Below are 25,809 nucleotides of genomic sequence, written 5' to 3' on the forward strand. Positions count from 1 at the left end.
TTTGACAAATGAGAGTAACGGTTACCTTGCAATGCACTGAATCTGGAGATCGTACCTACATTACGACAAAAAATAAAAGAAACAACCCCGAACGTCTAGAGCTAAAGAAATATTCCCCTCGTCTAAAAAAATACACCCTTCATCGTGAAACAAAGTAGCTGGTAGACAAACTAGAGACACTCTTTTCGCATGTAAGAGAAAAGAGTGTCTTATTTATAGTTGTGGATTATCTTCAATCACATTGTTACAAGAGATTGGGTACAAAGAAACCAGCTAGTAGAGAAACCGAGCTAGTAGTATTGAGGAAACAAATGGCGTTTATTTCTTGAAATGCTCCGCGATAGAACGGAACATAGCAAAATTTTCATCATGATAATCAGCTCTACCGTAATCAGGATCAGCACTGGTTTTGACGATTACTACTTTGGCCTTTGGATTAACATAGATGAATTGTCCATAGACCCCAATAGCGCTGTAGGCACCGTCTGAAGGATCAGCCTCCCACCATTGATATTGGTAGTTTAAAACTCCCTTAGGATCGTGATCAGATTGAGGACTTTCTACCTGTGTGGATTCTTGCACCCACTTTTTTGAAATGATTTGCTTTCCATTCCAGTTTCCTTCATGAAGATATAAGCTTCCAAACCTAGCATAATCTCTAATAGTTGCGTTTAGACCCATAAAGGATAGCTCTGTGCCGCGGCGATCAGTACTCCAATAAGCATCGGATTCCATTCCAAGAGGGCCCCATATTTTTTCCTGCAAATAGTAGGAGGGGGGATTACCTGTGACTTTACTAATCAACATGCCGAGAACTTGTGTATTGATACTAATATAATGCTGAAAAGTCCCGGATGGACGTTGAGATTTTAGCCCTAATGCATAATCATTCACCGATGTATCTAGTAGAAATGTTTTATACATCATCATGTTTATATCTGAAAAGGTGGCGTCATAGGTTTCATCAAAGGTAACCCCAGAAGCCATTCGCAAAATATCCTTAATTGGTACTCCATCGTAGCCACTACCCTTTAATTCTGGTACATAGTGAGTGATTGGATCATTTACATTTTTAATTAATCCTTCATCAATAGCGATCCCTACTAGAGCAGAGATAAATGACTTAGCCACTGACCAAGAAGTAAACCTTGTTTGGTCATTCACACCATTTCGATAGAATTCCGTAACGATCTTATCGTCCTTGAGAACCAATAATCCATTCGTCTGAGTTCGTTGTAGAAAGTCTTCAACAGATAATGCTTTATCTTTGTATGTATAAGTCTGAGGTAATTCTTTTTGTAATGTTTCAAATCGGAAGACAGGCTGTGACGTTTTTATCGATCGACTTGGAAAAATATTGTCCATACTTTGGAAATTAAAGCTAAGTTTATCCTTATTCAGCACGTTAATAATGTTCCAGTTACGGATAACGGCCCAACTAAGGATGAGTAATAGTGCAACAACAGCGATGCTTATGCCATACCACCACATCTTCTTGCTCGAAATTTGTTTACTCTTCAAGTAATACCCTCCTTCATTTACCTAATTATGGTATTGATTTTGATTATAAGGCAGGTGGATACCTTATTCAATATATTGGTATTTCATCCTGTTTTTAGAATGTAAAGCGTAATGATTGCAAATTCGTTCGATTTATTCCTAAACAGAACATTAACTTACTGCTACTAGGTTATTTTTTGTTTAGAGACAGTATATACATGTACAAAAAGTTCAACATAACAATATCAAAGCAATAAAGTCACTAGAGATTTAAAATTAATAATTGTAATTTTTTAGACTATTTGTTATGTTTAAGCTGAAAATCAAATATGTGTAGAAACAGGTGTAGATAATGTTTTTTTATCTGCTTAATAGGGAAGATCGGTTAGAATCCGACGCTGTCCCGCAACTGTAATTGGGAGCTGTTCGAAAATACCACTGTTTTCATTGTAGTGAAAATGGGAAGGTTCGAATCGCGATGATCATGAGCCAGGAGACCTGCCTGTTTTAGCACACATCAGTTCCTACGAGGATAGGAGGTGTTAAGTGCGAGCGATTAAACATGTGGTATTTCTGATTTTTACATGTTTATTTGAGTTTTTCGCCCATTAACAACAACTTTCTTTCAGGAAGTTGTTTTTTTGCGTGTGGGATGCTTGGGGGTCTAGGAGGGATTTTTTGTTTGGGACAGTAGGGTATTTTACGAATTATTTCAACACAACAATCATGAACAATCTAAGTATAGAAAGTCCTACTACGTTAGAGGTCATTTATGTTCTTTTAGGAAATGAAATAAAACAACAAGAAGTTACCGAAGAAGTAAAAACAGATTACTATCGCAACCTTGAAAAAGCCTACAAGCTAACCAAAGAACAGTTATTTGGAATGGAGGAAGAAAAATGAATGGTCTTGAAAAATTTTCTCCTGGACTAGACGGTGTTGTGGCTACAGAAACAAGTATTTCCTACCTTGATACCATACAAGAGGAAATCGTGATACGGGGTTACGATCTGATTGAGCTTTCTAAATCCTATAGCTATGTTGATGTTATTCATCTTTTACTGGAGGGGCGTCTTCCAGATGAGGAAGAGAAAAAAATTCTCGAAGCTAGCATGATTCAACGATATGAACTGCCTGCTGCGGTACTTGAGGTGTTAAAGCTGTTGCCTGAGCAAACGCATGCTATGGACGGTCTACGAACAGGCATCTCCGTTCTTGGAGGGTATGATCATGCGATTGATGATCGCTCCCTGCTTGTTAATAAAGAGCGTGCTTATCAATTATTGGGTCAAGTTCCTAGTATTGTGGCAAATAGCTATCGGATTCTGACAAAAAAGGAACCGATCCAACCCGACAAGGCTCTACCGTTTAGTGCTAACTTCTTCTATATGGTCACTGGAAAAAAGCCGTCACCGATTGAGGAAAAAATCTTTGATCTATCCCTGCTTTTGTACAGCGAGCATGAGATGCCAAATTCCACGTTTACGGCAAGGGTCATTGCTTCCACGCAATCGGATTTGTACGGAGCATTGACAGGGGCGGTGGCTTCCTTAAAGGGTAACCTTCATGGGGGAGCAAATGAAGCTGTCATGCACTTATTGCTAGAGGCAGGAACAATTTCCAGGTTGGAGGAGTTACTACAAACCAAGCTATCGAACAAAGAAAAGATCATGGGATTTGGTCACCGGGTATATATGAAAAAAATGGACCCTAGAGCAACAATGATGAAAGGGGCATTACAACAGCTATGTCAGGTAAGGGGGGACGATCTTTTATACCGCATGTGTGAAGCGGGGGAGAGGATTATGGAGAGGGAAAAGGGACTCTATCCGAATTTGGACTATTATGCAGCACCTGTGTACTGGATGCTTGGGATTCCCATTCCATTGTATACGCCTATCTTTTTCGCTGCGAGAACAGTAGGGATTTGCGCACATGTACTTGAACAGCATGCACAAAATCGTCTATTTCGGCCACGTGTAAAATATGTAGGCGAGCGGCATGTTCTTTGAAGTAGGGTTGGGAATTTATGTGTGAGCCAGCATCGCCTATATGATGTTCTGACCAACATCATGTACCATGATAAATAATTTTAAATGGAAAGGGAAGGATACTTTGTTAAAAAATAGGGAGATAAACAAAACAGATGAGCTGATCGAGCAAATTACAGATTATGTTTTACATAAAAGGATTACGAGATTGGAAGCATTTGAGACTGCCAGATATGTTTTATTGGATACACTCGGATGTGGAATTTTGGCATTAAACTATCCAGATTGCACAAAGCTACTGGGACCCGTTGTTCCTGGGACAGTTGTTCCAAATGGATGTAGGGTACCAGGTACATCATTTGTTCTTGATCCAGTAAGAGGAGCCTTTAATATCGGTTGCATCATTCGTTGGCTTGATTACAATGACACATGGTTAGCAGCAGAGTGGGGACATCCATCAGATAATTTGGGCGGAATTTTAGCTGTTGCAGATTATAGTAGCCGTGTGCGTATCTCGGAGGGGAAACAACCGCTGACTATGTATAATGTGCTGGAAGCGATGATTAAAGCACATGAAATTCAAGGGGTACTAGCATTAGAAAACAGCTTAAACCGGGTTGGTCTTGATCATGTATTGTTTGTCAAAATTGCAACAACAGCAGTTGTGTCACAGATGCTTGGGGGAACTCGTGAGGAAATAAACAACGCATTATCAAATGCTTGGCTTGATAATAGTAGTTTACGGACATATAGGCACGCTCCTAATACAGGATCGCGTAAATCTTGGGCTGCCGGCGATGCAACTAGCAGAGGTGTTCAGCTAGCTATGATGGCCCTGAAGGGAGAGATGGGATATCCAACAGCTCTTACTGCACCGAACTGGGGATTTCAGGATGTATTATTTAATAAACAGAGGATAAAGCTGGCTCGACCACTGGATTCATATGTAATGGAGAACGTGCTGTTCAAAGTCTCCTATCCAGCCGAATTTCATGCCCAAACGGCGGCAGAATGCGCAATCAAGCTTCATCCGGAAGTAATGGATCGTTTTGATGAGATTGACAGCATTCAAATTACAACACATGAATCAGCTATTCGGATCATTGATAAGGTAGGTCCATTGAATAATCCGGCAGATCGAGATCATTGCTTGCAATATATTACGGCTATCGGATTACTGTTTGGTGATATTAAAGCGGATCATTATGAAGATATAGTGGCATCTGATTCAAGAATCGATTTGTTACGAGACAAGATGGTGGTCGTTGAAAATAAACAGTACAGTATTGATTATTTAGAACCGAGTAAGCGCTCGATCTCAAATGCTGTTCAGGTGCAGTATAAAGATGGCACTTTTTCAGAAAAGGTGGAATGCGAATATCCATTAGGTCACCGCTTCCGCAGGGTAGAAGCCATCCCTAAAATTATCGAGAAATTTGTTGAAAATGTGGGGACTCATTATTCACAAAAGCAGGTCAGTAAAATAAAAGAAGCTTGCATGGATTCAGAAAGATTGAGCAGCATGGCGGTTACCGAATTTATCGAATTGTTTCTAATGTAGAGAGGGGGGAAACACCATGGCTTGGATTGTAGATCCGCCGTCATCTCAAGCTGAATTAGCAATGAAATTCAGGGAGCTAATGAATGCTCCTGATCTTTTGCAAATTCCCGGCGCGCACGATGCGATGGCTGCTCTTATGGCGAAGCAGGTAGGATTTTCAGCGCTCTATTTATCCGGTGCAGCTTATACAGCTAGTTGTGGTTTGCCAGACCTAGGAATCGTCACGTCTACTGAGATAGCTCAACGGGCAAAGGAATTGATACGGGCAACTAATTTACCAGTATTAGTAGATATAGATACAGGATTTGGCGGGATTCTTAATGTTTCCCGGACTGCTAGAGAAATGCTAGAGGCTAATGTTGCCGCGGTGCAACTAGAGGATCAGCAGCTTCCCAAAAAATGTGGACATTTAAATGGCAAGAAGCTGGTGACTACAGAAGAAATGGCCCAGAAGATTATAGCGATTAAAAAGGTAGCACCAACGTTAGTACTTGTCGCACGTACTGATGCTAGGTCAGTAGAAGGTTTGGACGCGGCGATAGAAAGGGCACGTTCCTATGTGGAGGCTGGGGCAGATGCCATATTTCCCGAAGCACTAGAATCAGCGGAGGAATTTCGTATGTTTGCCCAGCGTATATCTGTACCTTTACTAGCAAATATGACTGAATTTGGGAAAACTCCTTATTATACAGCAGAGGAATTCGCCAAGCTGGGGTACCGCATGGTTATTTATCCGGTAACGTCGCTTAGAGTAGCGGCTAAGGCATATGAGCGTGTTTTTCAAGTGATTAAAGAACAAGGTACACAAAAAGGTGAACTAGCTAATATGCAGACTAGAAGCGAATTGTACGAAGCCATTTCCTATGAAGAATTCGAAGAGTTAGATAAGGAAATAGCGAAAACGGTTTTAACCAAGGAACAATAGAACAAGAGCTAAAAAAGTAAAAAGCGATGAGGGGTGTCTTTGCATGTTAGGTAGCGTGCGGATACCTAACCAATCGCTTTTTTCTTCACCATGAACTAGTAAGACCAAATACTCCTGTGCTTAGGATGAAGTGGGCAATTTGAACTTATGAGGGCGTATCTTGTAAGAAAAAGTAGGAGAGAAAATGTCAGAGTGTCTATACAAAAAGACACTTTTACATAAGCTCCTCATCGTTCAAGTGAGAATAGAGGTGATGACTGCTTTTAAAAGCGGACTACCTATTAGCGTTTTGTACACTGAATCGGGAGAATAAGTGCCAAATAAGTTGTCTCCTGCTTGTTACTCCTGTCTTCACGAAGATAGATTTCAGATGATCCTGCACGGTATAAGCGGAAATATGAAGCGAATGGGCGATCTCTTTGGTAGAGAACCCTTTTACAATTTGATCGAGTATTTGCTTCTCACGAACTGATAATTCATAAGCTTCGGATATAAGGGGGAGTATGTCAGACGGTTTGGCTGGTTGAAACCAGACTGCCAATTGGACAGAATCCGACTGACCGGTAAGCCTGCTAGCTTGAATAGTTAGATAGGGGCCTTCTGAAAGGCGAATACATACCTTTGCCTGAAAGGGTTGTTTTTCAAAAGCTGTTGTTTCTGATAATGATCGGAAGCAGACCACTCGAATTGGTCTTGGTAGGGTACTGCTGTCGATACGCTCCCATTTTTGAAGCAAGGATAGCCAGTTGTCTGCGGCTTTATTGGAGGAAAGAATGGTGAGTTGATCAGACAGAACCATTATTCCAGGACTCTCCTCTACCCATGTTGCTTCCTCCGTGGGCAGGAAAAGACTTGTTTGGCGTAAATGAGAGGCAATCAATGGGACAAGGGCAGAAATAAATTGACGCTCATCCTCATGAAACAATGGACGATCATGATGGCGAAATAACGTCAAATAACCCCAGCATGCTCCTTCGTACATGAGAGCCGCCCGCATTTCATCTGCAAACCCTGCGGGGAAGAGAACATTTCGGTAGCGAGCACTTTGTTCCAGATTCCCTCCTGTCGCTTTACTTAAAGTAGCAACGTGCTCATCTGCTTTGACTAATTGATCGTATGGGATAAAATCCTCTCGTAGATATTCGTATTCAAACAAATGATGATGAATTGCCTCGACGCCTTCCTCTGTGATCGCCCCTATGGATAGAAGGGTCTGAGGGTCCACAATCGTGCAACAGGCTGCATCAAACGGTACAGCACTGCGCAAATGGGTAAGTAACGCTATCCGGTAATTCTGGATGAAGCAGAATTTTTCGCCAGAGTCATCAGTTTGTGTTGGATGGCTTTCATCTTTGACCTCATATTTGATATCCCACACTTTCTAAAGACTATTTTGTTCTTATCAAGAATCCCAGATATGTGGGATAGTGTTTTTTATCCATAGCTTTATAATTGAGAATAATTCTTATTTATAATCTACAGGATACATGAGGCGCTGGAAAGAGCAAAATGTTTTTTCTAGCATCGTGCATGTCGTACTTTCATAGTAAGTGTAGTCATTATGCTAGTTTTAAAGAATTAGATAGGGAAGGCTGAAAAGGTTGATAGAGAGACAAATAAAAGGATAGGGGCTATCAATGATGGGAAACGAAAACACAAACACTGCCATGAGCTGGGATCACCCAGACGTAAAACGTTATGAAAAAACCTTTTCTTTAAAAATACCAGGCTATTTCCACCTGTATGATATGACGGATCGTCTGATGACGGCGCAGTTACATGGAGGAAATTCTAGTTTTGATGTGTTGATTGTTGGAGCTGGTGGAGGACAAGAAATTGTGACGTTAGGAAGCAGACATGAGTCTTGGACATTTACAGGGATAGATCCTTCTGCCCAAATGCTGGGAATTGCCAAGAGTCGTACTGAATCGGTTGCTGATGCTATCTATCGCTCTGCGTTCCCGTCGGGTGTTTATCATATTGAGCAGTTATTTGAGCTGGAAAACCTGCAAGGCTGGTTACAAAGTGAAGCCTCTATTGAAATTCACATAGAGGACAATCTATATAAGTAGGGTTACCCACTGCATTTTCTCATGATACTTTCAAGTGGACCTCTACTATATTTGCCTTTCCAAAAGAATGAGATTACCGCGGTTATCACAAAGAAAGCAAGGGAATAGGAGACGGCAAATTCAAGGGTTTGATTTTCTAGCCTACCGATGTATTGCAAGATACTAAAGCCAATAAACACATGACTCACATAGTGAGTTAACGCCAGTTGCCCGGTTCTAACCATTGTTTTGGTAAACCAGTTGATAGAAAACCGTTCAGTGAAGTACACACATAGCAGGATCACAATAATAGATGTACTTGAACCGGATACAAAATAAAAAATATTGGGGGGAAACGCATTAGTTGAAAATAAGTATCCAGCCGTATCTGTTCCGAGCATGTATCCTACCTGTTTATTGAGTATTGCGGAGAGCACTTCCATTGTCATAGCAACTATGATAGAGCAGATGAGAATTTTTTTACGATGGTCTTTATCCAATAAATCTTGTCTGCCTAGCCACATTCCCAATAAAAAGAAGCATATCCAGGGGAATACGGGATGGTAACCGTTAAATAGTAAATTTCTAAAAAAACCTTCCATTGTCCAGAAATCCAAATAATTGATCATTGGATGCAAAGGGTCCCAGCCTACCAAATAATTGAGAGCGAGCTGGAGAAGCTGGGAGGTAAAGAGAATACTTACTAAAACTAGAAGTAATGTCCTGCTGGAAACAGCAATCAAAAATGAGCCCAAAAACATGTAGACCCCATAATAATGCAAAATGTCTCCTGTCCAGCTAAAGAGGTATAAAAGGATTCCTAAAACAAATAAAAACAGAGAGCGTTTCCAAATGGTACATCGGCTTTGTTTAATGAAAGCGGGGTTGTTGGAACTTCTCGCTTTCTTCGTCATGAGCGAAATACCGATCCCTGCTAAAATCACAAAGATGGTGGATGCCCTTCCTTGAAACAAGCTGGTTAACGCTACTAACCAATCGGGTCCATTTGTTCCAGCATTCATTACGGTAGAATAGTTCACGATGATCATACCGAGGATAGCTCCAGCCCTTGCAAAATCAAATCCTAAAATTCTTGTAGATGGTGAAGTCATTTCGTACTCCTCTTTTCTCATCTCATTTTTACGGATGGACATGAAAATCCTCAACATCCATCCGTGTAGAAATTTTTAAAAAGTATGAATAACATTTGTTTACTTACCGGTAAGTAAACAATACACTACAAGTAGAAATATTTTCAAGATTCTTTTTAGCTGGGACCAAATAAATGGCATAAAACGGGAGGATGAATGGTGTATAAAAATGTACGAGGAGAGATTGTATGGGGAAGTTAGGCTGATCTGGTCTGTTGTGTGGACTTTGTGATATTTGAAATACAAGTAATCCTTAGTAATTGGATCAAATACTTTCAGATGGGGCCGGTGAAGAGGTTGTGGCGTCCCCTCACATATGGGGAAAAGCCCCCATTTAACAAGTCCCCATCTCATTAACTGATACAAAGCCAACTGTATAAAAAGGGTGGCAAAACGCCTGATCCCCCAGATGATTTTTGCTTTTAGGACAAATAACCAATCAGTCTTTAGTTACCAAAACACTTTGCACAGCTTGTCTCCAAATGTCCTCATAATCTAAATCAAAGCCCATAAGCATGTAGTTCCCGATATTATCAAACACCATAGTAAGAATATGGGCTTTAGTACTTAGGTTCTTACTTGATACGATCCCTAATTCTGCTCCTTTTGTTAATAAATCTGAGAATCCTGCAAGAAATCCCTCCAAGACGTGGTGTAATCTTTGCTGATATTTCTCATTGCGAGTGGAAAGTAAAAGAAACTCGTTGAAAATCAGTGAAATATATTTATCTTCCTTTTGAGCTTCTATCATATGGAAGCCATCAGATAATAATTGAGTTTGGAAATTTTCTTTTGTGTATGCTTCAATCGAAAAGGATTTTTGGAAATCAATTTTTTTGCAAATTTCTTCAAAGAGAAAGTCGATGAGTGCTTCTTTCGATTCAAAGTAGTAATAGATAGCTGGTTTAGAAATCCCGACTTCTTTTGCGATCATAGCTAAACTAGTTTTTTCAAACCCATTTTCGGCAAAAAGCCTGTAGGCAGTTTCAACAATTGTTGTATAGGTATCAATTTTGTTCATTATAATTGCTCCTTTATGAACCAATAGTATTTCGTGTAGGAAATGAGGTAGGCACTCATCTGATTCTATATCTAAATGGTATCACAATCGGAAATGAATTTGTCTTCCTACATTACATGAGCAATGAAGAAGAAAACAATAGGTGGAAAATACGATGAAAATCCGTCATTTTTGCGGTTTTTCTTATGTATAGAAGCACGAAAACGCAGCCCCCTATTAACTAGAAATAATCTAATAGGGGGCTACAATCAGAAATCATTTTTTATATTTTATAGTAGAAATTACGTAGTAACCGACAAACTCTAGAATTGACCCTTCATATTGATTTTATATGTCTATATACACGTAGATTTTTATAAATATTGACAGTGTATAATTAGTTCTATAAAATTATAACTAAAATTGTTCTATAAAATTATAACTAATTAAAGGGTGAGGATAGCATGTACAAATTGGAAGTGGACTATGCACCTGTATATGAATTTGTTACAAGTTTGTATTATTACGTAAATAAGGATCGTTTAAAAATATACGAATTAGGGTCCGGTTGGAAGAAAGAGGTAGATAAAAAATTACAGCCTACCTTTAAAGAAGCACTGAAAGATAAACGAATGGAGATTCTTCATCGATTTAGCCTGCTTATACATAAATGTCCTGGAGAACGGACACCTGAGAATTTTATTACGTGGTTTGAACGGCTGTCTACAACTGAAATGTATGATTGTATGCGACCGTGGGTAGATGTCATTCCTATGGATATGATTGATTTACATGAGCATTTTGTGTATCTATTTACCGAATGGAATGAGCAATATTTCAAGCATATAGATCCTTTTATATTGGAAGCTCTTGAAAATGACGCAAATGAAAAAAGGGAATTAATGCAGAATCTGGACCCTGTTGATATTGTGGAACACAGCACAAATGGCATAAGAATTGAATCTGAAAATATTCAAAAGCTTTTGCTTGTTCCTCAATATCATTACGCACCGCTAAGTGTAGTCGATTATTATAAAGGATTCGTAACCTGCCTCTACCCAATAGAGCTAGAAAGGAATTCGCCATACATCTCGAAAAGAACGATTACAATTTTCAATAGTTTGTCGGATGAGAATCGGATTCTTATTTTAAAAAGTCTTTATGAGAAACCTCGAACATTTAAGGAGCTAACCGAAATAACTCAATTAGCAAAAAGCAATCTTCATTATCATGTAAGCATGCTTCGATGCGCAGGACTGATTCGAGCCCACCACTCAAGTGAGAGAGTCATCAATTATAGTCTTCGCTTAGACCAGCTTACGACTATGCAGGATAGATTGCTTTCCTATATAAAGGAGAGTAAATAATGCTACAAGCATGGAAGGAGTTCCATCCTGTTGTAAAGCTTATGTTAATTGGGTCAGTATTAATGAACATTGGAAATGGAATGATAATACCTTATTTTGCTATTTATTTAGGAGAACATACTAATCTTTCCATTATCCAAATCGGTTTTTTGATAGGTTCTAGTTCATTGGCAGCTATGTTCGGTGGATTTTTAGGAGGAACTTTATCTGATTTAATCGGAAGGAAAAAGGTCATGATGGCATCCTTGATTCTCTCAGCTATCATGTTAATTGGATTAACATTCCACCCATTTCCTAGCATACTGATGCTAGTGACAATAGGTAGAGGTTTTACGATGTCGTTTTTTGAGCCTTGTTCTAAGGCATTAATAGCTGACCTTACGGAAAGTGGGAAGAGGCTTCGCGCCTTTTCAATGAAATATTTTTGCGGAAATTTGGGATTTGCTATTGGTCCATTATTAGGCACAGTTCTGGGCTTACAAGCAACTAGTACGCTTCCATTCTATATTTCTTGTGCTGTATTTTTACTCTACAGCCTTGTATTACATCTTTTATTTGCAAAATATAAGGTTACATCCATTTCTGCACAACAAGAGAAGGTGACCTTCCGAGCATCGATGAAAGCAATGGGTAGAGATAAAATATTGTTCTTATTCCTACTGGGCGGATTGTTAGCGACAACCGTGCATGGTCAATTTTCTGTGACTCTTTCTCAATATTTTTACGCAGATGTAAAGAGTGCCATTACATTCTTAGGGGTTCTATGGTCTGCTCATGCGATTGTTATCATTATCCTAAGCGTCCCTATCCTGCGCCTCATGGAAAAAAGGACCTCCTTGCAATCCATTGTGATCGGGACTTCATTATTTTTTGTCGGCATCGTTGGCTTTGCTTTCTCGCTGAGCTTTACGTCCTTTTTACTTTCAATGATTATTTTTACTATAGGTGAAATCTTTTTGATACCTGCTGAATATGCGATCATTGATGAAATTACTCCGGATCATATTCGAGGAACTTATTTTGGAGCAGTTAGCTTTACTGCACTAGGTTCATTTATCGGTCCAGGCTTATCAGGGATGATTTTGTCACAGTTTAATGGACTTACTATGTTCCTATTTCTAGCTCTTTTATCTCTTGTTAGTATTATCTTTTATGTCTGGGGAATTCGCTTAAAAGAACAAGGTAAGTCTGCCTCTCTTCATGAATAGATCGAAAATGAAAGAACCGAACAGGACTCAGGTTATAACCACTGTGTTTTGTCAGGTTCTTTTTTCTAGTATAATAATTAGTTTGGATTTGAAGTTTTATATCTAAAATAAAACATATGTAAGATTATAGAAATGTAGTTAATTTTGAAACCTTTTTTGAGATAGTGCGTATAACTCAATCGGGAAACAAAAATGTGTTTGATAAACAGAATATCTGTTTTTTGGAGGAGCCTGCCACCGCAGCTTTGCTATGTCTTTTTTTAGCTACGGTTGATGGGCTCCTTTTGTATTTTTTTCCCTTGGTGTGCTCAAGATATAAACATAAAAGAGGTGGGGAACTATGCTTGTTTTTCAATTAGCAATCATCTTGCTAGCTTCAAAGATCGCTGGAGATATCAGTGTTAAATTAGGTCAGCCTTCCGTATTAGGAAAGCTCCTTATTGGTATTGTATTAGGGCCTACTATGCTTGGGGTAGTAACGAATACAGACATTCTTCAGGAATTGAGTCAAATCGGTGTTATCTTATTGATGTTTATTGCAGGACTTGAAACCGATACGGAGGAATTCAAACGTACTGGTAAGGCTTCAACATTTGTAGGTATTGCGGGAATTATTTTTCCGTTCGCATGTGGCTATCTAGTGGGTATTTATCTACAGCTATCTGCAATTGAATCTATTTTCCTTGGTTTGTTACTTTCTGCAACTAGCGTAAGTATTTCTGTTCAAACATTGAAAGAAATGGGGAAATTAAAATCACGTGAAGGAACAACAATTCTAGGGGCTGCTGTTATTGATGATGTCCTTGTTATTATTGCCTTGGCTTTTGTTATGAGCTTTGCAGGTGGGGACATCAATCTAGGAGAAGTTGTCTTGAAAAAGGTAGCTTTCTTTGTAGTAGCTATTCTTTTAGCATGGAAGGTGGTTCCATGGGTTTTAAATAAATTTGCCCCGCTTCGTGTTTCAGAGGCAGTGATTTCAGCAGGTCTCATCATTTGTTTTGTGTATGCTTACGTAGCTGAGTATGCAGGTGTTGCTGGTATCATTGGTGCTTATATCGCAGGTGTTGCGATAAGTCTAACGAAACATAAGCATGAAGTGTTTGAAAAGGTAGAAACGATCAGTTACTCTATTTTCGTCCCTGTGTTTTTTACGTCGATTGGAGTAACGGCTGAATTTATGGAAATCACACAGAACATCTGGTTAATCCTTGGTTTGAGTGTGGTAGCGATCCTAACAAAGCTCATCGGTTCTGCGATCGGAGCAAGATTAGCAGGATTTAAGTGGAGAAGCTCCCTTGGTGTTGGTGCAGCCATGGTATCACGCGGGGAAGTAGCACTTATCATCGCGGCAATGGGTCTTGAATCAAACCTGCTAAGTAGTGATATGTTTGCGGTTATTGTAGTTGTAGTATTGATTACGACAATTGTGACACCAATGATGATGAAGGTGTTTTTGAGTAATCCTAGAGGGAACAAACAAAATGCTTAAATAGTAGGTAAAAGGGTGCTGACTATGATAGTTGGCACCCTTTTTTTATCAGGAGCAGAGAAGTCAGCTAATCCATGCTCATTTCAATTTTTCATGTATATCAACAAGTCTATCATTCTCTAACACGGCATGAACACCTACAACATCGTTGACCAGTTGGGTTATGCGTAAATCAACGATAAGGCTGGCTAGATTTAATGCTTCTTTTCGTTCGTAGCCATATAGCTCCTGCATCCAATCAATCATACCCTCCAGTGCAATCATAGAGGCTTCGTGTAAATCCTTATGGAAACCAAACGTGATTTTACCAGTTGGTGTTTGTGCTCTTGGGAAAGAAAGTGCTCGATCTTCTACTGTAAAAGTGAGGTCAACCAACTCCATCGGACACTCTATGGCAAGGCCAGATACTTCACCATCGCCTTGGGCTGCATGTCCATCTCCTACCGATAAAAGCCCACCATCTACAGGGATTGGCAAGTATAGAGTACTTCCGGGTACTAGCTCTTTACAATCTATGTTGCCACCACAGAAGCGAGGAGGAATCGTCGAATGAATACCTGATTCGTCTGGCGGCATACCCAACACCCCCATAAAAGGGTGGAGGCGAATTTTATGTCCTTTATTGCTAGTTCCTATCAGGTTAGCCGCATCTAATTCCCAGACTAAACCATACCCTTCTCCTTCCTCCATCCCTAGACGGTTATTTACGGCACTGGTAAATCCGCCACCTACACTCCAGCCCCATGTGCCTACGCGCAATTCATTAATATGTATCGCTAAGCTTTGTCCAGCCTTGGCTTCGGAAATGTACAAGGGACCGATCAAGGCATGTCCGCTATCCTGAGGATGTTCGCGAGTACAAAACTCTATTCTTTTTCCGTCTATCTGTTCAGGGCCTGCGTTCCAATCTGCATCAAGCGTCTCAAATCGAACAGTGTCACCAGAATGGATTGTCAGGATAGGGGTGGCCTCTCTGCTGAAAGAGCCATGCAGAGTCGATCGTTTTGGCTGGATGGTATATGTAGCCATATCCAATTACCTCCTTGGTAGATTATTACAATCGCTTTCTATTAGGATAATACTGAGGAGGTAAAAGGTATAGATTTAATTATTGCTATCCCGTCCATTCGATAACGGAGCCTACTGCAAGACTTTTCCTCACATCAATGATTCGCTGATTACGACTTCCGCGAAAGCGCAAGGAGGTGTCCTTTTGTTCAGCTTTAAATTTACCGTCAATAATGACATCACATAGCTCCAATAGCTGACGTTGTTCATCTAACATGAGCAATGCTTCAAAGGTAAATCCAGTGTATGCCCAGACTGTCTTATCTGGACAAGCTTTGCGAAAGCTGGTGATAAAGGACGCGCAGGCAGTTGCTGAGAAAAATGGGTCTCCTCCACATAAGGTCAGACCATGTAATAATGGATTATCAGAAATCTCCTGAATCACCTCTTGTTGGAGCGCTAGTGTAAAAGGTTGTCCGTAGCTGAAGTCCCACGATTCAGGATTAAAGCAACCATGGCAAGCGTGACGGCAGCCGCTCACAAACACGACCGCTCGCAATCCGATGCCTTCGGTAATACTTTCCCTTCGATATTCGCAGATGTGCATGGATGGATTCACTTGTGCTTCACCCGATCCAGAACCTCAGCTTGTTTTGCAGAATTAAAACGTTGCGTATAATCTCCTGTAATATAGCCTGTTACGCGGCGTAGACGTTGGAAGTGAACGGAGTCTTCATTGCTTCCACAGTTCGGACATTCCGTGCCAATAATCCCTTCATAGCCGCAGCTTGGGCAGCGATCCAGTGGATGATTAATAGAGAAATATCCTACATTACTTTTTAATGCGTACTGAACAATCTGTTGAAAAGCTACTGTATTTTGTCGGGCATTTCCATCTAGCTCAATATAGGTAATCGCCCCAGCGTTGCATAGCTCGTGAAAAGGTGCCTCAAGTTTAATTTTTTGAAAAGCTGATAGAGAATAGTAGACGGGAATGTGAAAGGAATTCGTATAGTATTCACGGTCAGTAATCCCCGTAAGCTTACCGTAGTTTTTTTGATCAGCTTTCGTAAATTTACCTGATAAGCCTTCAGCGGGAGTAGCGAATAATGTAATGTTTAGATTATATTTTTCGCTCATGTCATCACAGTATTGGCGCATGAATGAAATGACAGAGAGAGCACGCTTGTATACTTCAGTATCTTCCCCGTGGTGTTTGCCATAGAGAGCATTCATGCATTCTGCCAACCCGATAAAACCTACAGCTAGACTACCATGCTTAATTAAATCGGCTACTTCTTGATCGGGATGCAGGTCTTTACCTCCCTCCCAGACACCTTCACGCATCATGAAATCCGATGCTTTGGCCGGTTGTTTTGCTTGGATACCAAAGCGATGAATCAAGCCACTGATAGCTACATCCATATAGCTTTGTAGGGCCTTATAGAAGCCGGCTATGTCTGCTTGTTCGCGTTGGTTTTGGCAAATCCCATATTCGATACCCAATTTTACAAGATTGATCGTATTAAACGAAAGATTTCCCTTTCCGCTACTATAATTTCGCCCAAAACGATCTGATATTGATCTTGTCCGACATCCCATTGTAGCAATAATCGTATTCGGATCATCCTCACGATAGTATATGAGATTGAAGGTCGCATCTACGTTGACAAAGTTAGGATAGAGGCGTTTGCTGGAGCATTCAATTGCTTTTTGGAACAGATCGTAGTTTGGATCACCTTTTGACTGGTTAATTCCTGTTTTGCATTGAAAAATATGCTGTGGAAAAATAGGTGTTTCTCCATTTCCTAAGCCATTACTTGTTGCCTGTAATAACGCATGTGATACCAAACGCCCCTCTGTAGAAGTACACATCCCATAATTAAGAGAAGTAAAAGGAATTTGTCCCCCGGCTCGACTGCTCATCGTATTTAGATTATGGATAAGAGATTCAGCCGCCTGATGGGTCTCTGAAACTGTTTCTTCAAAAGCATAGGTATAGCTTTTGGGAAAGTCTTGCTTTAGTTTTTCGTTATCCATATAAAGATGATCATCAGACAAGGCGGATAGAGTAAGATCGGAACCCTCGTTAAAATAATGGAGCCCTTTTTTCATGTGTTTGACGAATGATTTCCGAACATAGGGAGCGAGATCCCAGTCAATCTTGTTAGCAGAAACACCGCCGAATTGGCTGTTCTGCTGCGATTGAAAGATAATTGCGACTAGAGCCATGGCCGTCATAATACTTTGTGGGGTGCGGACTGACCCGTTCCCTGTATTAAAGCCCTCAGCTAGTAGGCGATCAAAAGGAATGAAAATGCAATTGGTTGTGCCGATTGCATATTGGTCCAAATCATGTACATAGACATAATTATGATCGATCGCTTCACGTAGCTCGTTAGGCAAAACGTATTGTTTCACATGCCATTTTGCATATTCAGAGCCCATTTTACTCATTTTTCCGCTGAATGATTCACCGTTTACATTCGCGTTTTCCCGTAGTAAATCCATATCCTGTAGGCCGATGACAGCTTCACTAATGTTGTATAGCTCACTTTGCTGCAAACGAAGGCGATCACGTTGTTGACGGTAGGTAGAAAAGAAATGAGAAATATCATTGTGATCCTTTTCACATAACTGTGCAATAATTAACTCGTGAATTGTCTGTGTAGATATTGGATTTATGTAGTTATGTTGCTGTTGCTCTGCGGTGAGTTGATGCATACGTAGTTGCTGTTTAAGTTGTTCCTGGATACACAGGGCAATCTCTTCACTAAGTGCCACGTTTACTGTGCCCATTGCAGGTAAGCAGGCTTGGGTAATTGTTGTGATTAATTTTTCTAACTGAAAGATTTCTTGACGACCATCGCGTTTCGTTATAAGCATGAAAAAAAGCCTCCTGTAATGTAAAAAAACCTTGATGTGTAAGCTGAAAATAAGTTTGTTATGGTAGAAAATGGTACTCATGCACTCAAAATGTAAGAAGCATTCCCTCATAAATAAGAGAAAATGCTTCCGTAAATGTGGTTATACGTACTATATATAGTCTACGAATTACAAATTACATCAATATATCGTATGTGTCAAATGACGGTACTGTGACTACAGCATCAAGCTACATACGCTATAAATAATCTGACATGATTTTGTCGGTGTCAAATGGTGTTACCCCGCTATTTACAGAGAAGACGGATTGGGCGCGATCAGGACTGTCGACAAGTGTTCCTCTGGCTAAGGCGTGCAATAAAAACAGGTCATATAAATTAGGCTTAATTAGATTGGTCATGGCCTTTCCCATGAGCAGCATGCTGTTTCGATTATTTTCAACGTTATTGGAATATATTAGCTCAGTAGTAAGAGCTAGATCGGTCCAGATGACCTGGCGAGTCTCTACATCAATAATAACGGGAATGCAAATCGTTGTGTCAGCAGTGATATCGATCTTATTTTGAACGGTAGAGGGTTCAAAGATTTCACCAGAATTAGGGTGCTGTCGCATCATCCAGCCAGCAAAGCATTCAGGAAGATCACAGTAAGGGTGACTGGTAAAGGAATGCAGAGACATAGAAATATAACGAGCCCCTGCTTTTGTAGCAGCAGATAAATCGATATCAATAAACTCGCAGGCACCTTGTGGAGCAGTAGTAATATCCCCACTATGGTAGGCCTTAAAGGAAGCTGAGACTAGATTGGTATAGGAAATGTGTTCTAAATCATTCCAGTTGTGATCATACATCACAGCAGATAAATCAACATCCACTCGATCTGTCGGAATTTGATTCACAACGCCTTCTCGCCACCATGTAAAAAAGCGAATGGTATCTCCTGCTGGTAAATCAAGCTTAGAACCTCGCGTAATCGTACAAAGAGCCTTCTGAGCTGAGCGTTGGGAGAAGGGAACAGTATAATGACGTAATCGTTCATCGATATATACATAGCCCAGCGGTGGCAGTTGAGAAAATCGGTGTATGAATTCTTTTTGACAGATGGATGTGATTGATTCCCCGATTTCCTTAGTAAGAGGAGCCAATGTATCAGCGCTCACTTGAACTTTAGCTACATTTCCTTTTGGGAAAAATGTACGAATGACTTGTGGAATGTGACGGTTAGCAAAATGCGTCATCACCTGCAATAAAACGGGAGAAGAAACCTGATCTACCACCTGTTCAAAAGCAAAAACGATTGGTTGCCAATCCGCACTGAGACGTATCATGTGATCGAGACGGCGTGCCAATTCGCCCGGTCTAGTGGACAGTAGCTCGATTGCTTCCGGTAGCTGTCTATGTAATAGAGCTTGCTCTACTTTACTGTTAAATGTCTCGATTTTTTGGTTGTTTCGAATCAGATAAAATGCATCAGCACACCGAGGGAAACGTTGCTTGTATTCAGTAGGGTGTAAAATTTCCCCTAATCGAATCCAGCGATTCTTATAGCGTAGCATGTCTTCTTCAAGGGCATGGCAATTCTCTAATAATCCCAAGATAAAACGTCTTTGGGCACGTGTAAATTTACGGAATGGTGTAGTACGAGATAGACTGATATTACCACCAGATAAGGCTGTGGCTACCCGTAAGACATCTGTTGCTGTCTTGATATGTTTAGAAAAAAAGCCAGGGGACATTTTACTAGATGTGAATAGTAAGCCTGCTACCAGAGCAATATTTTCTTTTAACGGAATATCTAACTGCACAAGACGATCCAAAACCTGATATTCTTGTATAAAGAAGCTGAGATCATCCTTGTCAGTTTCTGACAGAGAGGTTTTGGATTGTACAAGATTCCAGAAGATTTGTTCTAATTCCTCTTCATACCCAAGTCCAATAACAGTTAACTGGCTACGATCAAGCAATGGAAGGCGTTTCTTTACTTCTTCAATAGGAAGGGAAAGGGTGAGATAGTGAATAATGGCGTTCACGTATAGGCTTGCTTGACTTTCTTCCATTAGTTGTTGGGGGAAATTTTGGTACATCGGACGGTATCTTACATGATCCCCGACGAGTTGCTTTACATCCTCTTCTAGTTGTTGAAAGAAAGTAGTAAAATCTTCGATAGATAGGGTTTGCAACCGTTCGATCAATGGTTGGGAGAAGGTGTAGCCGAGACGCTCCATGTTTTTTAAGGCGGTAGCTAGGTAAGGAAGAGGTAAATGACTGATTCCAGTAGGCACAAGTAGCTTACATTTTCGTCTTAGATAGATAGAATTTTTCATTGGCATAGTAAAAAAATCAGGAGAGCAGTGCCCCTAATATCCATTAGTTGTAGAAGGAAGGAGCACTATAGCCTGATTTTATATCCTTTTTATTATTTTTAAAGGGTATATTTTGAAAGGTAAAGATTATTCAATCATTATAGTATAGAAACAAAAGCCTGTAAATAAAATGAAAAACAGTAGAAAAGAGAAGTAGTAAGGAGGAGAAGCCATGACCAAAGAGCATACCAATATCTGCCCCCACGACTGCTGGGACACCTGTAGTATGACAGTGACTGTGGATGAATCGGGGAAAGCAGTAAAAATTCGCGGTAACAAAGAACACCCTGTAACCAAAGGCTTTCTGTGCATAAAGGTCAATAATTATTTGGAGCGGGTGTATCATCCGGAGCGGATTTTATATCCAATGAAAAGAAGCGGTAAAAAAGGCGAAGGAGTCTTTGAACAAATTTCGTGGGAGGAAGCCATCCAGCTCATTACAGATAAATTTAAGGAAACCATACGTCAATATGGAGCTGAGGCTGTATTACCTTATAGTTATGCTGGTACCATGGGGCTGATTAATTACGGTAGTATGGACCGACGCTTTTTTGGCAAAATGGGTGCTTCTCGTTTGGCACGTACTTTATGTGCATCTGCTGCCTCAGCGGCTCTACACTCTGTATATGGAGCGCGACTTGGTGTTGATCCAGAGGATATGGTGCACTCTCGCTTGATTATCGCATGGGGCACCAATACGATTCATACGAACGTCCATCAGTTTCCGATTATGGAGGAAGCACGGAAGAACGGTGCAGTCTTGGTGGTCATCGATCCGTATAGGCATGAGACGGCAGAAAAGGCAGATATTCATTTGCAAATCAAACCAGGGACAGATAGCGCTCTTGCACTGGGTATGATTCATTTATTAATTCATAACGATCAGCTAGACCATGCATACATTGCCAATTATCTACAAGGCTTTGATGAGCTAAAAGAGCGAGTAAAACCATATACACCAGCACATGTAGCTAGCATTACGGGGCTTTCTGAGCAAGAGATCATTGAATTTACTCAGTTATATGCAAGTACTAAAGCTTCCCTTATTCGCTGTGGATTTGGTCCGCAGCGCCATACAACTGGGGGAGAAATCATTCGTACGTTGGCAGTACTTCCAGCATTAACAGGCGCCTGGCAAGAGCTAGGTGGAGGCTTTCTACTTGCTAATATGGATGATGGAATTAATTATGAGAATCTGTATCGAACGGATGTGTATGAGGGAACTCCGCGGGAAATAAACTGTGCGCAACTAGGCTCCGCTCTATTGCAGCAAGACAACCCAGTAAAGGCTCTTTATGTCTACAACAGTAATCCAGCTTTAGTGACTCCTGACGCTAATAAAGTTACGGAAGGGTTACTGCGGGACGATTTGTTTACAGTAGTCCATGAGCAACATATGACAGAAACCTGCCGTTATGCAGATATTATATTGCCTGCGACCACAACTCTGGAGCATCTGGATATTCATACCTCCTATTGGCATTTATACGTTCAGTTAAATGAGCCTTCTATTGCGCCCTTAGGAGAAGCCAAGTCTAATACGGAGACATTTCGTTTGTTAGCGGAGGCGATGGGATATACGGAAGACTGCTTTACAGATAGTGATGAGGATTTAATTAGGCAGGCTTTGGACTCTACCCACCCGTTTCTTAAAGGAATCACGTATGAGACGCTTAAGGAAAAGAAATATCAGAAAATAGCGTTTGAAGGGGAGCATTTCTTTCCTTTTCAGCATGGCTTCCTAACTCCAAGTAAGAAGGTCGAAGCGCTTGCTCCGCAAATGAAAGAGCTAGGTTTGGAGCCGTTGGTTAATTACACACCGCTTGAGCAAACGGAGGAGAATCCTGAGCAATATCCCCTACACTTTTTGACGGTGAAATCAAAGCATTTCTTAAATTCCAGCTTTGGAAATGTAGAGACACTAAAAAAGCGGGAAAAAGAGCCGGTCCTCTATATGAATCCTCAGGACGCACTTTCACGGGGGATTGAAGAGGGAGACCAAGTGAAAGTATATAATAATCGTGGAGAGATCATCCTCCCAGCTAAAATCAGTGAAAAAGTGGGTGCAGGTGTGCTAGTTACCCCTATTAATTTATGGCAAAAGAATGTGAATGTAACTACCTCAGAAGCATTAACTGATCTGGGCGGCGGAGCAACGTATTACACCAATTTTGTAGAGGCAGTGAAAATAGGATAGGGGGCATGGGGGATGGATATGAATGGATTATTGTCAATCACGGAACCTATCATCGGGGAAACCTGACTGTTATGCTACGTCAATTAGGCTGTTCTGGGGTTTCTTCCGATTATATTTTTTATCTGTATGAATGAAAACAAACGGAAACAGAATAACGAAAGATTTTACATTAGTAAAAGTAAAACAGGCTGAAGGAGACGTGAGTAGACTTCTTCAGCCTGTTTGTTGTTATGCTCCGAACAATTGCTCAACCTTTTGCGGTAACGAGCCCCAAAACTTAGAGATGTCTGGTTTAGCGTCACCGATGATACTCTCATCTGCTTTTCCATGTTCGTAAATCACATCTTTGTTTTTGTTTATAATCTGTACATACTCCGTAATGATGCTTGTGGTCTTGGTATCACTATGAGCTTTTATGAATTGTTCGTACGATTTTTTTACCTCTGGCAACAGCTTCATTGTTTTTTCATCAATGGCATCGTAACGATAGTTGCTGAGATATTCTTGTAAATAGGTTTGATATAGATTCCTAACATCTGTTTTCTTGATTCCGTTATGATAGGTGGTTAAGTACTTTTCTACTTTTACGATGCGTTCTCCCAGCTCTTGACGTGTAATAATTAAACGACCATCTCTTGAAATGGGTTTATTGTATTCGTCCCATTGTAACTCCATGTACGCCTTCAGGTCGCCAGTGAAATAGCTCGAGTATTGCTTCAAGGCATCATAATCTACCACCCAATATAGATCTCCCTCGTTATTTGTTAAGGCTAGCTTGCCAGCAAATTTATCCTGCATGTATTTCTTTAAAGGCTCATCTTTCATTTTCGTCACATCTACAGGGAATCCGATCTCATATAGCTTTTGAGCATTGTTATTTTCCGCTAATAATTTCGAAAAGTTTTCATTCAATCCAATCAGGTGAGTGGCATAATATTCATCCAGAATCACGAATAGTTGATCGGCAGTTTCACTTTTTACGTTTTTGATAGTCTTATCCAAGTAGGCGATTAATTCAGCAGGCTCTTTCGTTTGCGATGCGATCTCCTGCATTTGTTTTATTGCGTCTTGTTCCGCATTTTGTTGATTCTTCTGGTTAGTACTTGTCTGAGGTGTGGTTTCTCCTTGTGCCGGGGGGGAGCCTGTTGAAGTATTTCCACAGCCTGTTACTAATCCAACGGCTAACACTGAGCTAAGCACCAGATATCCTGAATATTTCATAGGAACCACTCCGCATCTATTGTTATTATTTTGTCAATTAGTAATTTATGTAAAAAATATCTATATGATATCAGACGATACAGTATGTCAATTGGTTTCAAATATATAACCAGCTTTGCTATACTACATATAACTCAAAAATGTTGAGAATCGTTATCAACGAGTGAATGATGACAAAACATAGAAAGTGGCGACAAATATGTCAGATCAACAACAGCAACAACATCTGTATCCTGATGAATCGACTAGAAGATTGGATCAATACCAATGGAAGCTACAAGAGATAGAACTGCTTAAAGGGAATCATTATAAACCAAGACCGTTGATCCATCAGCTAACGAACTCCTATGCTCTGCTTATAGCACTTCAAGGTCAAGGTCATGTCTTAATTGATGAACAAGCTCATCCACTACTAAAGGATGGGGTCTATGTATGCACACCAGGTCAAACACTTGGGATTGAATTAACCTCAGAGGCCGAAGCTCATTGTTATGTGATTTACTTTCATGTATACCAGGAATCGGGAAAGCGGAAGTCACATTTGAAATCTGTACGTGATAAGGGGCTCTTTGGGAGGGGAGGAGAAGTTCCGCATACGATCTCCCAACTTACGATGATGTGCCAAAAGATCGACAAGCAATGGAAAAGTCCGAAATCGCTGGATCGTTTTTTGGGGCAAATCTCTTTTCTACAGCTTATTCATACGCTTATGAACAATAGGTATGTTCGCATTGAGGATTCTAAAACTACGATTGCTAAAGCAAAAACCTATATAGATACTCATTTTAACAAAAGCCTTTGTTTAGACGATCTAGCTAAAATTGCGGGGGTAAGTCCAAAGTATTTTGGCGAGCTGTTTAAAAAGACGTATGGGATAGGTGCAATCGAATATGTAACAAAGGTGAGGATGAATCAAGCAAAGCAATTTATGAGTAGACCGCAGGTTCGGTTAAAGGACGTTGCTCATCAGATTGGTTATAACGATGAGTTTTACTTTAGCCGTAAGTTTAAACAGGAAGTAGGTGTATCACCCACCACTTACATGAAGCGACGTCAGAAAAGGATAGCTATATATAGTCATCGGCTTCTTGGCTATGTCTTAGCATTGGAGGTGATTCCTTATGCAGCTCCTCTGCATCCAAAATGGTCGTCCATATACTATGAGAAATATCGTACCGAAATACCTATTCATTTAAGTGCGTACCGTATTGATTACAAATGGCAAAGCAACATTGAGGTATTAGAACAAATCAATCCCGATCTTATTATCAGCATAGATCAATTAGAAGTAAAAGAGAAAGCAAAATTGGAACAGGCGGGATCAGTGAGCTATGTCTCATGGAGTGATACAGATTGGAGAACACAATTTCTGCAAACAGCCGCGTTATTACAAGTATCTCGGGATGCAGACATGTGGCTTGCGTCTTATGATCGCAAGGTGAAGATGATCAGAGATAAAATCAGTGAAACAATAAAGAACGATACCTTTCTAATTATCCGTCTATTAAAGCAAAATATATATGTATACAGTAATTCTAGTATGACTCAGGTATTTTATGGTGATCTGCAAATGATTCCCGCTCATCCTTTGCATGAAGGGGGAATTGATGAAAAAATAACAATACAGGAGCTGGCGAGGTATGATCCCGATCATATATTGGTACTTGCATGCCCCGAAACTGAGACACTACATTACTGGAAACATCTACAAATGACAGCCGAGTGGCAAGAGCTTAGGGCGGTTCGTCTAAATAAAGTCCATGAAATCTTATCAAATCCCTGGCGTGATTACTCCCCACTAGCTCATGAGCGCTTAATCGAGGATGTCTATCGTCTCTTTTCTGGAAATCGTCCATATTGATTCCGGAAATCGTTCATGGTCGAGCAGAGTC

The 25,809-nt window shown here is 40.4% G+C and carries 21 protein-coding genes, 1 pseudogene and 1 riboswitch; of the genes and pseudogenes, 13 read left to right on the forward strand and 9 right to left on the reverse strand.

What is annotated here, in order from left to right; all coding sequences use genetic code 11:
• Window positions 1–8 precede the first annotated feature (8 nt).
• A complete protein-coding gene (gene rpmG / locus ACQV1I_RS01405) occupies window positions 9–158 on the forward strand; it encodes a 50S ribosomal protein L33 (RefSeq protein WP_003343192.1) in 150 nt (49 codons plus the stop codon).
• Between the two features lie 160 nt (window positions 159–318).
• Here the strand turns inward: rpmG and ACQV1I_RS01410 are convergent, their stop codons facing one another.
• A complete protein-coding gene (locus ACQV1I_RS01410; RefSeq protein WP_116334986.1) occupies window positions 319–1,521 on the reverse strand; it encodes a serine hydrolase domain-containing protein in 1,203 nt (400 codons plus the stop codon).
• A gap of 303 nt (window positions 1,522–1,824) precedes the next feature.
• Window positions 1,825–2,020: riboswitch (cobalamin riboswitch) on the forward strand.
• Between the two features lie 158 nt (window positions 2,021–2,178).
• Here ACQV1I_RS01410 and ACQV1I_RS01415 point away from each other — a divergent pair.
• The 4 genes from ACQV1I_RS01415 (at window position 2,179) to prpB (ending at window position 5,977) form a co-directional block, all read left to right on the forward strand.
• Window positions 2,179–2,403, forward strand: coding sequence for a hypothetical protein (locus ACQV1I_RS01415; protein WP_094701157.1), 225 nt, complete (start codon window positions 2,179–2,181; stop codon window positions 2,401–2,403).
• The gene (mmgD, locus tag ACQV1I_RS01420) at window positions 2,400–3,512 is read left to right on the forward strand and encodes a citrate synthase (protein WP_116334987.1); all 1,113 of its coding nucleotides are present in this window, start codon (window positions 2,400–2,402) and stop codon (window positions 3,510–3,512) included. The genes ACQV1I_RS01415 and mmgD overlap by 4 nt, the downstream gene beginning before the upstream one ends.
• A gap of 103 nt (window positions 3,513–3,615) precedes the next feature.
• The gene (gene prpD / locus ACQV1I_RS01425) at window positions 3,616–5,052 is read left to right on the forward strand and encodes a 2-methylcitrate dehydratase (RefSeq protein ID WP_116334988.1); all 1,437 of its coding nucleotides are present in this window, start codon (window positions 3,616–3,618) and stop codon (window positions 5,050–5,052) included.
• A gap of 16 nt (window positions 5,053–5,068) precedes the next feature.
• Window positions 5,069–5,977, forward strand: coding sequence for a methylisocitrate lyase (gene prpB / locus ACQV1I_RS01430; protein ID WP_116334989.1), 909 nt, complete (start codon window positions 5,069–5,071; stop codon window positions 5,975–5,977).
• A 274-nt stretch (window positions 5,978–6,251) separates the two neighbouring features.
• Here prpB and ACQV1I_RS01435 read toward each other — a convergent pair whose 3' ends face one another.
• The gene (locus tag ACQV1I_RS01435; RefSeq protein ID WP_328588862.1) at window positions 6,252–7,355 is read right to left on the reverse strand and encodes a LuxR C-terminal-related transcriptional regulator; all 1,104 of its coding nucleotides are present in this window, start codon (window positions 7,353–7,355) and stop codon (window positions 6,252–6,254) included.
• Between the two features lie 262 nt (window positions 7,356–7,617).
• On the opposite strand from ACQV1I_RS01435, the gene ACQV1I_RS01440 reads away from it, so the two are divergent.
• Window positions 7,618–8,049 (forward strand): class I SAM-dependent methyltransferase, encoded by a 432-nt coding sequence (locus ACQV1I_RS01440; protein ID WP_201747441.1) that lies wholly within the window; start codon window positions 7,618–7,620, stop codon window positions 8,047–8,049.
• A 2-nt stretch (window positions 8,050–8,051) separates the two neighbouring features.
• Here ACQV1I_RS01440 and ACQV1I_RS01445 read toward each other — a convergent pair whose 3' ends face one another.
• The gene (locus ACQV1I_RS01445) at window positions 8,052–9,140 is read right to left on the reverse strand and encodes a DUF418 domain-containing protein (RefSeq protein ID WP_116334990.1); all 1,089 of its coding nucleotides are present in this window, start codon (window positions 9,138–9,140) and stop codon (window positions 8,052–8,054) included.
• 267 nt (window positions 9,141–9,407) lie between these two features.
• On the opposite strand from ACQV1I_RS01445, the gene ACQV1I_RS01450 reads away from it, so the two are divergent.
• Window positions 9,408–9,536, forward strand: coding sequence for a DUF418 domain-containing protein (locus ACQV1I_RS01450; RefSeq protein WP_161555122.1), 129 nt, complete (start codon window positions 9,408–9,410; stop codon window positions 9,534–9,536).
• Window positions 9,537–9,618: 82 nt separating this feature from the next.
• Here the strand turns inward: ACQV1I_RS01450 and ACQV1I_RS01455 are convergent, their stop codons facing one another.
• Window positions 9,619–10,200, reverse strand: coding sequence for a TetR/AcrR family transcriptional regulator (locus ACQV1I_RS01455; protein ID WP_116334992.1), 582 nt, complete (start codon window positions 10,198–10,200; stop codon window positions 9,619–9,621).
• Between the two features lie 443 nt (window positions 10,201–10,643).
• On the opposite strand from ACQV1I_RS01455, the gene ACQV1I_RS01460 reads away from it, so the two are divergent.
• The 3 genes from ACQV1I_RS01460 to ACQV1I_RS01470 all read left to right on the forward strand — a co-directional run bounded on the left by ACQV1I_RS01460 (window position 10,644) and on the right by ACQV1I_RS01470 (window position 14,243).
• Window positions 10,644–11,546 (forward strand): ArsR family transcriptional regulator, encoded by a 903-nt coding sequence (locus ACQV1I_RS01460; RefSeq protein WP_094701165.1) that lies wholly within the window; start codon window positions 10,644–10,646, stop codon window positions 11,544–11,546.
• Window positions 11,546–12,754 carry an MDR family MFS transporter gene (locus ACQV1I_RS01465; RefSeq protein WP_116334993.1) on the forward strand — a complete coding sequence of 403 codons (1,209 nt, stop codon included), beginning with the start codon at window positions 11,546–11,548 and terminating at the stop codon, window positions 12,752–12,754. The genes ACQV1I_RS01460 and ACQV1I_RS01465 overlap by 1 nt, the downstream gene beginning before the upstream one ends.
• Before the next feature lie 340 nt (window positions 12,755–13,094).
• Complete coding sequence (locus ACQV1I_RS01470; RefSeq protein ID WP_116334994.1) at window positions 13,095–14,243, forward strand: cation:proton antiporter; 1,149 nt, start codon at window positions 13,095–13,097, stop codon at window positions 14,241–14,243.
• Window positions 14,244–14,321: 78 nt separating this feature from the next.
• On the opposite strand, the gene ACQV1I_RS01475 is transcribed toward ACQV1I_RS01470, so the two are convergent.
• The 4 genes from ACQV1I_RS01475 to ACQV1I_RS01490 form a co-directional block, all read right to left on the reverse strand.
• Window positions 14,322–15,272, reverse strand: a complete 951-nt coding sequence (locus ACQV1I_RS01475; protein WP_116334995.1) for an acetamidase/formamidase family protein — start codon at window positions 15,270–15,272, stop codon at window positions 14,322–14,324.
• An 85-nt stretch (window positions 15,273–15,357) separates the two neighbouring features.
• The gene (gene nrdG, locus ACQV1I_RS01480) at window positions 15,358–15,858 is read right to left on the reverse strand and encodes an anaerobic ribonucleoside-triphosphate reductase activating protein (protein ID WP_116335033.1); all 501 of its coding nucleotides are present in this window, start codon (window positions 15,856–15,858) and stop codon (window positions 15,358–15,360) included.
• A gap of 8 nt (window positions 15,859–15,866) precedes the next feature.
• A complete protein-coding gene (locus ACQV1I_RS01485; RefSeq protein ID WP_116334996.1) occupies window positions 15,867–18,137 on the reverse strand; it encodes an anaerobic ribonucleoside triphosphate reductase in 2,271 nt (756 codons plus the stop codon).
• Between the two features lie 238 nt (window positions 18,138–18,375).
• Window positions 18,376–20,460, reverse strand: a complete 2,085-nt coding sequence (locus tag ACQV1I_RS01490; RefSeq protein WP_201747438.1) for a TerD family protein — start codon at window positions 20,458–20,460, stop codon at window positions 18,376–18,378.
• Window positions 20,461–20,671: 211 nt separating this feature from the next.
• On the opposite strand from ACQV1I_RS01490, the gene ACQV1I_RS01495 reads away from it, so the two are divergent.
• Both ACQV1I_RS01495 and ACQV1I_RS01500 read left to right on the forward strand, forming a co-directional pair.
• The gene (locus ACQV1I_RS01495; protein ID WP_116334998.1) at window positions 20,672–22,696 is read left to right on the forward strand and encodes a molybdopterin-containing oxidoreductase family protein; all 2,025 of its coding nucleotides are present in this window, start codon (window positions 20,672–20,674) and stop codon (window positions 22,694–22,696) included.
• A gap of 29 nt (window positions 22,697–22,725) precedes the next feature.
• A pseudogene (locus tag ACQV1I_RS01500) lies at window positions 22,726–22,830 on the forward strand (DinB family protein); the annotation flags it as partial.
• A 94-nt stretch (window positions 22,831–22,924) separates the two neighbouring features.
• Here the strand turns inward: ACQV1I_RS01500 and ACQV1I_RS01505 are convergent.
• Window positions 22,925–23,917, reverse strand: a complete 993-nt coding sequence (locus ACQV1I_RS01505; RefSeq protein WP_116334999.1) for a hypothetical protein — start codon at window positions 23,915–23,917, stop codon at window positions 22,925–22,927.
• 199 nt (window positions 23,918–24,116) lie between these two features.
• Between ACQV1I_RS01505 and ACQV1I_RS01510 the strand changes: the two genes are divergently transcribed.
• Entirely contained in the window at window positions 24,117–25,778 is a 1,662-nt protein-coding gene (locus tag ACQV1I_RS01510; protein ID WP_116335000.1) for a helix-turn-helix domain-containing protein, read from the forward strand.
• Window positions 25,779–25,809: the final 31 nt, after the last annotated feature.

It is taken from the genome of Brevibacillus sp. JB24b, assembly GCF_051713385.1.
GTDB classification, from domain to species: Bacteria; Bacillota; Bacilli; order Brevibacillales; family Brevibacillaceae; genus Brevibacillus_B; species Brevibacillus_B laterosporus.